We start from the raw sequence: 13,108 nt of genomic DNA on the forward strand, positions 1-13,108 counted from the left end.
GAGGCGTCCGTCGATCTGTCTCGTCTAGCGATCTCTATCCAGCGAGGCGGCAATGCGCACCTGCTGCCCGGCCTCGACCGTGACGCGCGTCTCCCACGCACGGTAACCAGGCAGCTCGAAGCGTACCGTGTGCGAGCCGCTCGGCACGTTGGGAATTGTCGCCGGCGTCCGCCCCACGGACCGTCCATCGACCAAGATCTGCGCGCCGGTCGGACGCGTGAGCGTGACGATCCCACCGGTGGCGCCGCTCGTCGTTTCTGTCGGCTCGGTTGGCGCGGCAGCGGGCTCGGCTGGCGCTGTTGCCGTCGAGCCCTGGGAGCCTGTCGCCGCACCTGCCGTGTCCTCGCGGAGATCAATCGTCACCGCCGCGGCTGGAGAATCGGGCGCAATCATCACCCGGCGGGTGACGTCTTCGTAACCTGGTCGACTGGCAACGACGGTGTGCGCCCCCCAGTCGAGTGCATACACGGCCACCGGCGAGCTACCGCGCGGGACCCCGTCGACCGTGACCGTTGCTGAAGGAGACGTGCGCACGAGCAGCCGGCCGCGATCGGGACGCTCATCAGCCCCCGTCGTGCCCCGGCCAGACGCGGCGCTCGACGTCCTCGTCCCTCGACTCCGCTCCGGGGCAGCTTGCGGCTGCGTCGAAGGGGTCGGGGCCTCCGGAGCCTGTCGAGGATCAACTGGCCGCTCCTGGCGAGCCGATTGTCCTCGGGGGGTTTCGGGTACCGGGGCAACCGCGGCGCCCTCGGCCGACTCTGTGGGTGCGCTGCTGCCGGCCGCCGTCGCGTCTGACGTCTCATCAGCAGATGGCGGAGCGCTCACCGCATCGGCATCCGTCGTTCGCTCGGTCGGGAGGATTGCATTCTGTGGCAGCGTCCACGCCCCGTAGAACCAGGCGCCAGCCGCCACCGCAAGCAGCAGAAGTAACAGCGGAAGCAGGAAGCGACGCCTGCGCCGGCGGTCCGCCTCGTCATCCCACTCGTCCGCATCATCGGCAAACAACGTGGCAGCGCCGACGGGCGCCGTGCCCGCCGCTGACGCGCGATCGTCCAGCGGCCAGTCGACGTCGCGGCCATTCGGCTCCACTTCGAGCGAGCGTGTCAGCTCCCCAGCGGCATCCGTCATGCCCTCGGCGATCTCGGGACTGCGCCCGGCTACACGCCCACCCAGCTCGCTCGGTCCCTCGTGCTGGCCACCATGGCCCGTCGGATCGTCGACGTCCAAGAAACGGCCGTCCGGCGCCGGGCTGTCGGCGCCCTGGTCCGCCGCGAAGTCTGCCATGGGCGACGCGTATTCCACCTCCTCCTGCGCGTCGACCAGCGGCACCGCCATCGTCGATGCCAGCCAGCCTTCGGACTCCCCTCGCGCATCGGCAGATGTGGGGGGCTCGGCGGCGGCGCTGTCCGCGCTCGTGGCACCCTCGTACTCCTCGCCCTGAGCAGGGTCGAAGAGCTCGGCCTCAGGCTGGAGCTCGTGATCTGCAGGCCTCGCCGAGACTGATTCGAGCCCACCGGGCGCGAACATCATCTCAGTCCTGGACTCGCCTTCCGCGTCCAGAGGGTGCGCATCAGACGTGGTCTCCGTCTCCTCGCCGCTGGCCGCTCGGTCAAGATCCACCGCTGTGGGCAGAGGAGCCGCGGCATCGGCAGCGCCTCCCGTCTCGCCGATGGTCGGGGAGGGTGAGCCGTTCGCGCTCCGTGTTCGCTTCCCCGTGACTCCCCGACTTCCTGCGTCGTCTGCAGGGCGCATCTCCGCCGGCTCGTCCGACTCGGGCTGGAAGAGTGTCAACGGATCAGATGCGTCGCTGGGCTCCGCCGCTCGGCTCTCGGCGCCCGGGACCGACGTTCGGCGCCGCGCTCGGGGTGGCCGCGCCGCTTCTGGCAGCACGCCGTCGCGTGTAAACCGCGCCAACTCCCCATCCTCGGTGGCCCCTTCACCGGCGCCGGTTCGCGCCGCGGCGCGCTTGACGGCCGGCCGCTGTCCGACACCAGCACGGTGGTGCACCGCACCGCGCTTGGCATCGCCACCGTAGACATACGCGGCCCCCGCGTCGAGCAGGCCCTGGACGAACGCGCGCGCGCTAGCGGGCCGCCGCTCCGCATCCGCGCTCAACGCCCGCGCGAAGACGTCAACGAGCGCCCGGTCGTATTCCGGACTCACCGTCGGCGGAAGCCGCCTCGCCGCCACGCGTCCCGTCCCGGCCGGCCGTGCGCCAGCCAGACACTCGAACGCAATCACGGCGAGTGAGAAGACATCCGCCGCGGGCCCCCACGAGGGTCCTGCTGCACGTTCGGGCGCCGTGTAAGGCAAGCGCACCGGAGCGCGGAGGCCGACCTCCTCGACGCTGCGCGCGACACCACACCCGCTGATCCGAGGGCCATCGAGCGTCAACACGACGTCCCGCGGATGCAACGAGCCATGATCCACACCGTCGGCGTGAATGGCGTCGATGGCTTCCGCCATCGCTTCGAGCCAGCCGAGTGACTCGCTCGGCAGCGCCGCGTCGCGCTCGCGGAGACGCGCATCGAGCGCCATCCCTTCGGCGTGCTCCGTGGCCAAGTAAGCCAAGTGATTCGCCACGCCCGCTTCGAACAGCTTGATGATGCCTGGATGTGAGGACAAGCGCGCCGCCGTCGCGTTGAGACGCTGCACGAGCGCTGCGATCTCGTCGGGCGTCGCGTCGACGTCGAAGACCTTGACGGCGGCCGTTACGTGCAGCACCTCATCCGAGGCGAGAAACACCGGCCCCAGCGTGCCGACACCGATTTGATGCTGCACGCGATACGAACCGAGGAATGAGGGCAACTCGGCCAATGACGCTCATCTACTAGTACGCGTGAGAGGAATCGTTTCCAACGATGGTCACACGCACATCGATTGCATTATAGCAGCTTGACAGGGTTCACAATGCTCTGAGACATTAGCCTATCTGTGCCTTTGGACTCGAGCACTTCTGCTATCGTCCGCCGCGGCATCGACATACGGGAGATGTCCGCGGCACGGCGTCTGAACATCGATTATCTCCACCGCTTCGAGTCGCTCGCAGCATTCTTCGCCGGCGATCCCGCGTCTCCGAACGCGTGGCGGCAGGCGATCGCGCGTGCGCAGCGATACGTTCGGCCGCGCACCGAGCTCGTCGCGGTTCTGGCCGCCCAGCAGGCTTCACGCGAGACACCCGCGGCCGCGCGCGACGCGGCAAAGACACTGGTAGACCCTACCAGCATTGCTATCGTCACGGGACAGCAAGCGGGTCTCTTTGGAGGCCCGTTGTACACCTTGCTCAAGGCGATTGCAACCATACGCCTCGCCGAGCAGATCTCGCGCGAGCACGGCGTGCCGGCCGTCCCCTTCTTCTGGATCGATGCCGATGATCACGACTGGGATGAAGTGAGTAGCTGCTCGGTGCTCGATCGGGAGCTCCTCCCCCAGCGAGTCGACGTCCCGAAGCCCGATGGCGCTGGAACGCTCCCGGTCGCGCGCGTTGATTTGCCACCCGCTGTCCACACCGCAATCGACGCACTGGGTGTGCACCTCGCACCGACCGAGTTCACCGACGCCCTCCTCGGCGATCTCCGCAGTATCTATCGCGGTGGCGTTGGCATGGCTGCCGCGTTCGCGCAATGGCTGGAACGTCTGCTCGCTCCCCACGGCTTGGTGGTCTTCGACGCGGCGGATCCGGCGGCCAAGCCACTTGTCAGGCATGTCTTCGAGCGCGAGCTCGACACGATTGGACACACGGCGGACCTGGCCGCGCGTGCCGGCGCCGCGCTCGAGGCGCTTGGCTATCATGCGCAGGTCACACCGCAAGCCGGACAACCGGCGCTGTTCCATCACGGCCAGTCGCGCCTACCGATTCGGCACCGTGACGACGCGTTCACCATAGGTGAGGCGACCCGCTCGAACGCAGATCTCCTTCGCGAGATCCGCAGCGATCCCGCGCGCTTCAGCCCCAACGTGCTGCTGCGGCCGATCGTGCAGGATACGCTCGTGCCAACCGCTGCGTACATGGCTGGCCCGAGCGAGCTCGTGTATCTCGGTCAACTACGCGACATTTACGCACACTTCGACCTGCCGATGCCGCTCATCGTGCCTCGTCCGAGCGCGACGATCCTGGACTCGGCCGGGACACGCTTTCTCGCACGCCACACGCTCAAGCTCGACGACCTGCGTGCCCAGGATGAATCGCTGCTCAACCGGCTGCTCGAAGGACAATTGCCCGCCACGGTGGAAGAGGGCTTCGCGCACGCGTCAGCGACGTTGCAGGAGCGTCTGGGTGAGCTGATTCGTGCCGTCCCCGCTGTCGATCCGACGCTCGAGGGGGCAGCGCGAACGACGCTCACGAAGATGGATCGTGAGCTGCAGACCCTGCACGCCAAGGTGATTCAAGCAGCCAAGCGCCGCGATGACACGCTCCGCCGCCAGTTCACCCGCACACGCGCTCAGGCCTTCCCGGGCGGCCAGCCCCAGGAGCGTGCTCTTGGCTTCGTCTACTTCCTGAACCGCTATGGTCCCGCGCTCGTCGACCAGCTGCGGGCCGATCTGCCGCTCGATGCGCGGCAGCATTGGGTGCTGACACCGTAGTGCCCGGCGCTCCTCGACGCTCGCCCCGGCGATACAACCGGCGCACCAGGGCGGAGCTGCGCCGAGGCCGCCGGTCTCGGCGCCGATCCCGTCTCAACTGGTGGGTGCTCGGGCTCGTGGGCTTGGTCGGCCCGCTGTTGGTCATGGGGCTCGTGCTCGCCTATCTGTTCGTGACCGTGTCCCGCGAGGTCGACCGCTTCGTCACCGGCAGTCAGTCACGCGCGCTCCCGCACGTGTACGCACGCGCGTTCACCGTGAAGCGTGGTCAGTCGTTGACCGATCGCCAGCTCGTGGAGCGGCTCAATGACCTCGGTTACTCGCAACGCGCGCCTGTCGCGAACCCGGGCGAGTTCGCCATTGGTCGCCAGGCCGTGGCGCTCGTGCCTCGCACGGGTGATCATCGGGGGCGCATCGTCCGCGTGGTCTTCCAACAGGCACCGCAGGGAACGTCCGGGCGCGTGCAGCGGATCGAGCTCCTTCGTGCCGGCACGATGCCCACCCTCACGCTCGATGCGCCGCTGCTCACGGCGGTGGCGAGCGGCGCCCGCGAGAAACGGCGGCAGGTAACGCTTGCCCAGATTCCCGAACGCATGCAGCAGGCGGTGCTCGCCATCGAGGATCGCCGGTTCTACTCGCATCCTGGCCTCGATGTGGTGCGCACGATCGCCGCGGCGGTCACAAACGTGCGCGGCGATCGTCCATACCTGGTCGGTGCGAGCACGCTCACGCAGCAGCTCGTCAAGAACTCCTTCCTCACGCCGGAGAAGTCCTATTGGCGGAAGCTCCAGGAAGCCGTGCTGGCGGTTGTTCTCGAGCGACGTTTGGAGAAGCCAGCGATACTCGAGCTCTACCTGAACGACGTCTACCTCGGACACTGGGGATCGTTCGCGCTTCGCGGTGTCGCCGAAGGCGCGCGGCTCTTCTTCGAAAAGGACGTGAAGAATCTCACGTTGAGCGAGGCCGCCACGATCGCCGGCGTCATTCAGAGCCCGAATCACTATTCACCGTTCCGGCACCGGGCCCGCGCGCGTACTCGCCGCAATGTCGTGCTGCGCGCGATGGTCGACGCCGGCTTCATCACGCGGGACATCGGCGAGCGCGCGGCGGCCGAGCCGCTCATCGTCCAGGCACGCGCGCTCGATGCCGAGGCGCCGTATTTCGTCGACTACGTCATGCGACTGGTGGGCCAAAGCCTGACGGCACCCAGCTCGCGCGCGATCACCATCCAGACGACGTTGGATCTGCATCTCCAGCGGCTGGCGCAAGAGGCCGTTGCCTCCGGCCTCGAGCGTGTCGATCGCGCGTTGGCACGGCGTCGGACCCGGCGTGGCGCTGCGCAAGCGGCCCTGGTGGCGGTCGATCCGCGCACCGGCGACGTCCTCGCGCTCGTTGGAGGGCGGTGGTACAACTCGTCGCAGTACAACCGAGCCGTGAGCGCCCGCCGCCAACCGGGATCGATCTTCAAGCCCTTCGTCTACCTCGCCGCGTTCGAGCGCGCACGGATCGAGCGGCGCACAGACCTGACGCCAGCAACCGTGGTCATCGATGAGCCGACCACCTTTGTCGATGGCGACAAGACCTGGACGCCGGCCAACTACGAGAACGAGTACGACGGGCCGATTACGTTACGCCGAGCGCTCGCGCGATCACGCAATATTGCGACAATCAAGGTCGCGGAGATGGCCGGCTACGATCGCGTGGCGGAGGTCTGGCGTCGTGTGGGCAGCCGTGCCTCTCCGCGCCCCTATCCCGCCATCACGCTCGGCGTGTTCGAGGTCACACCGCTGGAGATCGCCGAAGCCTACACGCTGTTTGCCAACCTCGGCGAGGTGCGGCCACTGCGCGTGATCGATCGGCTCATGCTCGACAATCGGGAGATACGCACGCCACGCCAGCCTCGCACTCGCGCCGTCGCCTCGCCGCAAGCGACGTTCCTGGTCACGAGCATGATGCGCAGCGTGCTCGACGAAGGCACCGGCGCGGCCGCGCGCGCGGCAGGGTTCCAGCCGGATGCGGCCGGCAAGTCGGGCACCACGAACGACCTGCGCGATGCCTGGTTCGTCGGCTTCACGCCCGAGCTGCTCACCGTTGTCTGGGTCGGGCTCGACGACAACACCCCGGTCGGCCTCAGCGGCTCGAGCGCCGCGCTACCGATCTGGACGCGCTTCATGCAGCGCGCGTTGTCCGGGCACGAGCGCGTATCGTTTCCGGTACCGGACGACATTGCGTTCGCGGACATCGATCCGGAAACTGGCGAGCGGGCAGGCCCACTCTGCCCCACGCGCATCAACGAAGTGTTCCTCGAAGGCACCGAGCCAACCACGATCTGCCAGGTGCATCACCATTGGGTGCCGCAGCCGTTGCCGGTGGGGTCAGAGCAGGGTGAGGGAGTGATAAGGTGACAGGGTGACAGGGTGACAAGGTGACAAGGTGACAGGGTGACAAGGTGAACGGGTGGCTCGCAGCACATCAGGCCCACATCGAGCGACGGGAAAGCGTAGACCGATGTGAAGCGTCACCCCGCTTCCACCCCAGTGCATCCAAATTACCCTGTCACCTTGTCACCTTGTCACCTTGTCACCGCCCTTCCCCTTCCCCTTCCCTTCCACGATACGGTTATAGCGATCGACCGGGAGATCCGCGAAACGCTCGACACGATTGCTTGGCGCGGGCCATTTGATTTCGACCCAGTCCATTTTCACCGCAGCACCCAGCCCGAGAATCTCGCGCGGATCGTGTGAGGAGAGATAGCTGCCGCCGGCCGTCTTGAGGCGTCTCCGCTCGACGCCGCCGGCCGACCACGTGATCCGTGCACCGACCGCATCACGGTTGCACGTCGTCCCTTCCAGCGACAGGCCGACCCAGTGATGGTCATCAACGCTGGTGTTCCGCAACAGCAGCGGAGCCGCGCCGTTGTTGAGCACCAGGACGTCCAGGCGCCCGTCGTTGTCATAGTCGCCGACGGCCAGACCGCGCGCGGGGTAGCGTTCTGTGAAGGCCGGCCCGGCGCTGGCACTGACATCGTGAAGGCGTGAGCCGTCGTTCCTGAACAGCAGCAGCGGCTCCTTGTAGGTCACGTGCGTCGAGTAGCGCTCGATCATGTCGTCCGGATGGCCGTTCGCCAGCAAGAGATCCAGGTTGCCGTCGTTGTCGTAGTCGAAGAACTTGAGCCCCCACCCGGACATGAGGCGCGTGGCCTGGGCCACCCCATTGGCATGCGCGACGTCGGCAAATGACTCGTCACCCCGATTCTTGTAGAGAGAGAACAGCTCCTGGTCGATGTTCGCGACGAAGAGATCTTCGAGGCCGTCCTGATCGAAGTCCGCGGCGTCGACGCCCATTCCGGAGCGTGGCTGACCGTTGGCGCTGAAACCGACCTCCGCGGGCAAGGCAATCTCCTCCCAGCGGCTCTGGCCGCGGTTCACGAAGAGGAAGTTCTGCACGGTGTCGTTCGCGACGAACAGATCCATGCGGCCATCACCGTTGATGTCGGTGGCGACAACGCCAAACGCCTTGCCGAGCGCACGTGCGATGTCGGTGTCCTTGCTGACCTCCGTGAAGGTGCCATCGCCATTGTTGTGAAACAGGAGACTCGGTGTCGGGTTGAACACACGAGGGATGCAGTAATAGGTACGCCCGAGCTTGTTGTCGCCGCAGAAGACGTTGTTCTCGACGGAGAAGTCGACGAAGCTGCACACGAAGAGATCGAGGCGGCCGTCGTTGTCGTAATCGAACCAGGCCGCGCTCGTCGTCCACCCGGGCGCGGCGACGCCCGCTTTGTCGGTCACGTCGGTGAAGGTGCCGTCACCGTTGTTGTGATACAGGGTGCAGCGTCCGTACGCCGTGACGAACAGGTCCGGATAGCCGTCGTTGTCATAGTCGCCCGCCGCCACGCCCATGCCAAACGTTCCGCCGGGCACACCCGCGCTTGCCGTGACGTCGGTGAAGGTGCCGTCGCGGTTGTTCCGATAGAGCGCGTTGCTGATTGGTTTGGTCGGGTGAAAGAAGTCGGATGGACCGCTGTTGACCAGGTAGATGTCCATCCAGCCGTCGCCGTCGAAGTCGACGAATGCACAGCCGGCGCCACAGGTCTCTGGCAAATACCGCGCCTTGGACATGGCGTTGTCGTGGACCCAGCGGACGCCGCTCTCCGAAGGCGGGACGTCAACGAACAGCGCCTTGTCGAGCCCGCCGCGCGACACCGGAGCGATCTGGCCGAAGCGGCGAGACGGCGAAGGCGAACGTGGCAGCAGCGTCGCCGGCACGAGGGCGGACACGCCCACTGCGGCGAGACCGCGCAGGACCTTGCGCCGCGTGCTGTCACATGACATCGCGCAAGGTGGTCGCGCCCCCGGGTTTCTGCCACCTGACATCGTCTTTGCGCACCGTAACGGCTGTATCGTAGCATCTGATCTACCCGTGGCGCTTTCCGGTCGATGGCAGAGGTACTTTACGGTTCTTTGCGGATCAGGCCCGCCGAGGAGCACGGACCGTTGCTACCACCGCCAAGTCGTTGCCTTGGTACCAAATAAACCTCAAGTGTGGTAGACTTCATTGGATTCATGATCAGTAAACGGCCGGTGCTCGACGAGCGAGAGCGCTCGGCACAGCGCCCGCTTCGGGCCACCCCTCTGTTCGACAGCAACCAACAGGCTGCGATACGAGTTCAGGTGCAGCGTCTGGCGGAGAGCCCAGCTTTTCGCAGCAGCAAGCGTTGCCGCCTCTTTCTCGAGCACGTCATCGAACAGTCGCTTGCCGAGTCGCCCGGCCCGCTCAAGGAGCGGGTGCTCGGCATGAAGGTCTTTGGTCGCCAGCCGAGCTACGATACGGCAGCCGATCCCGTCGTCCGCGTCACCGCCGGCGAAATCCGCCGGCGCCTTGGCCAGTACTACGCCGAGCCGGCTCACCAGCGTCAGCTCCGCATAGAGCTCCCAGCCGGAAGCTACACACCGACCTTCACCTGGCCGTCTGCGAACGGCGAACAGACCGGCTCCGGTGAGGGACCGGAGACAACGGCGACCATGGCGCGGTCGCGCGTCGGCCTCGGACCATCGTCGCGTCTCTTCGGGGTGGCCTTGGCCTGCCTGGCTGGTGCGGCACTGATCAGCAGCATACTGGCGTCCGGCTCTGGCGCCAGGTCAACGACCTTCGAGCAGTTCTGGGCACCGCTGGTTCACTCGAAGGTGCCGGTGCTCGTCTGCACCGGCAGCAACGAAGTTTACGAGTTGTCGGAGCGTTTGCGGCAGGCGGTCGATACCGCCTCGCTCACGGGCAGCGCGGGCAAGCCGCTCACCGTGCAGCCAGACGAGGTGCAGCGGGTGGGCACTCGTTTCGTCTCGGTGGCGGACGCAGTCGCGATCGCCCGGCTCACCGCGCTCCTCCACGAACATGGCACGCCGTACCACGTTCGTGAGAATCGGGCGACATCGTTCGGCGATCTGCGGGCGTCGCCGACCATCCTCGTGGGCATGTTCTCGAACGCGTGGACACTCGAGCTCGGATCCGAGTTCAGATACATCCCGTTCCCAACGCCGGACGGCGAGCGGATCCTCATTCAGGACCGGCAGCACCCCGAGCAAGCCAACTGGCAGCTCGAACGCCCCTGGCCTGCGCTGGATGTCGCCCGTGACTACGCGTTGGTGTCGCGCGTTCTCGATCCAACGACGGGGAACATGGTGGTGATCGGCGCCGGCATCACACCGTTTGGCACCACGGCCGCCCTCGAGCTGCTCACGAGCCCAGACGCCATGGAGCGGGCCCTGAGTAAAGCGCCGGGTGACTGGCATCGGGGCAATCTGCAAATCGTGCTCACGACCCGCGTCATGGACGGGGCCGCCGGCCCACCCGACGTCCTCGCCACACATTTCTGGTAGGGTCGCCGGACGCCTCGGCGAGGCGCCGGGGTCCCCAACGCGGCAGCCGCGTTGGGGTGGCCCGTCCCTACCGACACGATTGCTATACTGCCAATGTGCGATTTGCTCACCTCTTCGGAATCATCGTAAGTGTGTCTCTGGCCTGCGGCTGCCAACGAGCACCCGCGGCAGGCACGGCCGGCGCAACCCCGAGCTCGGATCCCGCGGTCGTGACCGACGCGCCAGACAACGACAAGAGCGCCCAATCTCGCCCCGACGAGCAAAGCAGCCCAACCGGCCAGAGTGCCCAGAAGCCTGCCCAGAAGCCTGCCCAGACGCCCGGCACCGAGCAAGCCGCAGGCGATGCGTCGCCGGAGGCGGAGCCCGTCAAGCCGGTTCCCGCAGAACTGCCTGCCATCGTGGCACGTGTCAACGGCGAGGCCATCGGCAAGGCCGACCTCGAGCGCGCGATTCATAACATGGAAGCGTCGAGCGGCCAGAAGCTCCCGGCCGGCGAGCGCGACCGTGTGTATCGCGGTGTCTTGGATCAGCTCATCGCGTTCGAGCTGCTCTCGCAAGAAGCGCAATCGCGCAAGCTCACCGTCACCGACAAGGAGGTTCAGGCGCGAGTCGAGACACTTCGAAAGCAGTTTCCCGACGAGAGCGCATTCCTGACGGCGCTGAAGCAGCGCCAACTGTCGCCGGCCGATCTCGAGGCCGAGACCCGGCGCGAATTGGTGGCCGACAAGGTCTTGCAACAGGCGGTCGATCCCAAGGTCAGCCTCGGGCCACAAGAAGCTGCCACGTTCTACAAGGAGAACCCAGAGCGCTTCCGCACGCCGGAGCAGCTTCGTGCGAGTCATATCCTCATCAAGGTGGATCCAAAGGCAGACCAGAGCACGAAGCAGGCCGCCCGCGTTCGTGCAACGGATCTCCGCGAGCAGCTCGAGAAGGGCGCGGATTTTGCGGCTCTGGCACGCAAGCACTCGGAGGATGGCAGCGCCTCGTCAGGCGGCGATCTCGATTACTTTCCGCGTGGTCAGATGGTCAAGCCGTTCGAGGACGCGGCTTTCGCCCTCGACGTTGGCCAACTCAGCGACGTCGTGGAAACACCGTTCGGCTATCACATCATCAAGGTGACTGACCACAAGGCCGCTGCGCTCATGCCGCTGGACGACACGTTGCAAGGACGCATCGAAGAGGTCCTGCAAATGGGACGCCGCCGCGAGCTCGCCGTGCAGCTCGTCCAAGCCCTGCGGGCAAAGGGCAAGGTGGAAGTCTTTATCTAGATCCCTAGATCCCTAGATCCCTAGATCCCTTCCCTCCCATGCTCCTCATCCGCAACGCGCGGATCCTGACGATGAACGACCGTTGGGACGTCGTCGATGGCGACGTTGCCATCGAGGACGGCCGCATCGTCGGAATCGGCCCGCGCGCTGGCCATGGTACGACGCCCGAACGAGTGATCGACGCCCGCGGCGGTCTCCTCCTCCCGGGCTTCGTCCAAACGCACGTTCACCTCTGTCAGACGATTTTTCGCGGGCTCGCTGACGACCTGCGGCTGCTCGATTGGCTCCGTCAGCGAGTGTTCCCACTGGAGGCGGCGCACACGCCAGCCTCGTTGCAGACGTCGGCCCGCCTCGCCGTCGCCGAGCTGCTCAGGACCGGTACCACCACGATCCTCACGATGGAGACGGTCCACGACACCGAGGCCGTACTCGAAGCGCTCACCGAGAGTGGTATACGGGCAACGGTCGGCAAGTGCTTGATGGACCGTGACGCCATTGCCCCCGCACGCATGCAGCAGGCCGTCACACCGGGAATCGAGGAGGCGCTCGCGCTGCATCGGCGCTGGCACGGCGCCGCGCGCGGGCGCATCCGCGTGGCGCTGGCGCCGCGGTTTGCGCTGTCGTGCTCGCGCGAGATGCTGGAAGCCGTTGCCGACGTGGCCCATGGCTCCGGACTGCTCGTTCACACCCACGCGGCCGAGCAGCGCGACGAGGTCGATCTCGTGCGCAAGCTGACCAACGGCCTGGGTAATGTCGAGTACTTCGTCGACGTCGGCCTCGGCAGCGCACGGCTCTGCTTGGCGCACTGCGTCTGGGTGGACGAGACCGAGCAAGCACTGCTCGCCCAACACGATGTCAAAGTGCTGCATTGTCCCGGCTCGAACGCGAAGCTCGGATCTGGCATTGCGCCGGTCACCAACCTGCGTGCCCGCGGTATCACCGTCTCACTCGGCGCCGATGGCGCCGCGTGCAACAATCGTCTCGACATGTTCGACGAGATGCGTCTGGCCGCGACGCTCCAGGCCCTCCGGGCAGGGCCGGGACAGTTGGCTGCGCGTGACGTCGTCTGGATGGCAACGCGTGCGGGGGCACGGACGCTCGGTCTCGAGCTGGAGATTGGATCGATCGAGACCGGCAAGCGTGCCGACCTGATCGTCGTGGAGACCCATCGCGCGCACCTCGCCCCGGGTGACGACCCGTACTCGACGCTGGTCTACGCATGCCACGGCACTGACGTCCGCACTGTGCTCGTGGACGGCGAGGTGCTGGTCGACGATTTCACGCTGTCGACGATGGACGAGCATGCGGTCGTCGACGATGCGCGGCGGGAAGTGCGGGCACTGGTCGCACGGGCAAGGCTCTGAGTATAATGGAGGCTGGCAC

General features: G+C 66.5%; 7 protein-coding genes. 5 read left to right on the plus strand and 2 right to left on the minus strand.

Translation table 11 applies throughout. The annotated features are described in order from the left end of the window. Window positions 1–24: 24 nt before the first annotated feature. Window positions 25–2,817: a PEGA domain-containing protein gene (locus GEV06_00820; GenBank protein ID MPZ16445.1), complete on the minus strand. Its 2,793-nt coding sequence runs from the start codon at window positions 2,815–2,817 to the stop codon at window positions 25–27. A 123-nt stretch (window positions 2,818–2,940) separates the two neighbouring features. Here GEV06_00820 and bshC point away from each other — a divergent pair, with 123 nt between their 5' ends. Next, complete coding sequence (gene bshC / locus GEV06_00825) at window positions 2,941–4,584, plus strand: bacillithiol biosynthesis cysteine-adding enzyme BshC (protein ID MPZ16446.1); 1,644 nt, start codon at window positions 2,941–2,943, stop codon at window positions 4,582–4,584. Further along, the gene (locus tag GEV06_00830; protein ID MPZ16447.1) at window positions 4,566–6,986 is read left to right on the plus strand and encodes a PBP1A family penicillin-binding protein; all 2,421 of its coding nucleotides are present in this window, start codon (window positions 4,566–4,568) and stop codon (window positions 6,984–6,986) included. Before bshC ends, GEV06_00830 begins: the two co-directional genes overlap by 19 nt. A 159-nt stretch (window positions 6,987–7,145) precedes the next feature. Here GEV06_00830 and GEV06_00835 read toward each other — a convergent pair whose 3' ends face one another. Further along, window positions 7,146–8,915, minus strand: coding sequence for a CRTAC1 family protein (locus GEV06_00835; protein MPZ16448.1), 1,770 nt, complete (start codon window positions 8,913–8,915; stop codon window positions 7,146–7,148). Between the two features lie 231 nt (window positions 8,916–9,146). On the opposite strand from GEV06_00835, the gene GEV06_00840 reads away from it, so the two are divergent. The 3 genes from GEV06_00840 (at window position 9,147) to GEV06_00850 (ending at window position 13,089) form a co-directional block, all read left to right on the plus strand. Further along, complete coding sequence (locus tag GEV06_00840; GenBank protein MPZ16449.1) at window positions 9,147–10,457, plus strand: hypothetical protein; 1,311 nt, start codon at window positions 9,147–9,149, stop codon at window positions 10,455–10,457. Window positions 10,458–10,666: 209 nt separating this feature from the next. Then, the gene (locus tag GEV06_00845; GenBank protein ID MPZ16450.1) at window positions 10,667–11,725 is read left to right on the plus strand and encodes a hypothetical protein; all 1,059 of its coding nucleotides are present in this window, start codon (window positions 10,667–10,669) and stop codon (window positions 11,723–11,725) included. 38 nt (window positions 11,726–11,763) lie between these two features. Next, window positions 11,764–13,089: a 5'-deoxyadenosine deaminase gene (locus GEV06_00850; GenBank protein MPZ16451.1), complete on the plus strand. Its 1,326-nt coding sequence runs from the start codon at window positions 11,764–11,766 to the stop codon at window positions 13,087–13,089. Window positions 13,090–13,108 lie beyond the last annotated feature (19 nt).

Origin of the sequence: Luteitalea sp. (assembly GCA_009377605.1) — a bacterium.
Taxonomy (GTDB): domain Bacteria; phylum Acidobacteriota; class Vicinamibacteria; order Vicinamibacterales; family Vicinamibacteraceae; genus WHTT01.

Coding starts and splice junctions, on each gene's coding strand:
- GEV06_00835 (MPZ16448.1), bottom strand. CDS start 8,915: ATGTCATGTGACAGCACGCGGCGCAAGGTCCTGCGCGGTCTCGCCGCA.
- GEV06_00840 (MPZ16449.1), top strand. CDS start 9,147: ATGATCAGTAAACGGCCGGTGCTCGACGAGCGAGAGCGCTCGGCACAG.
- GEV06_00850 (MPZ16451.1), top strand. CDS start 11,764: ATGCTCCTCATCCGCAACGCGCGGATCCTGACGATGAACGACCGTTGG.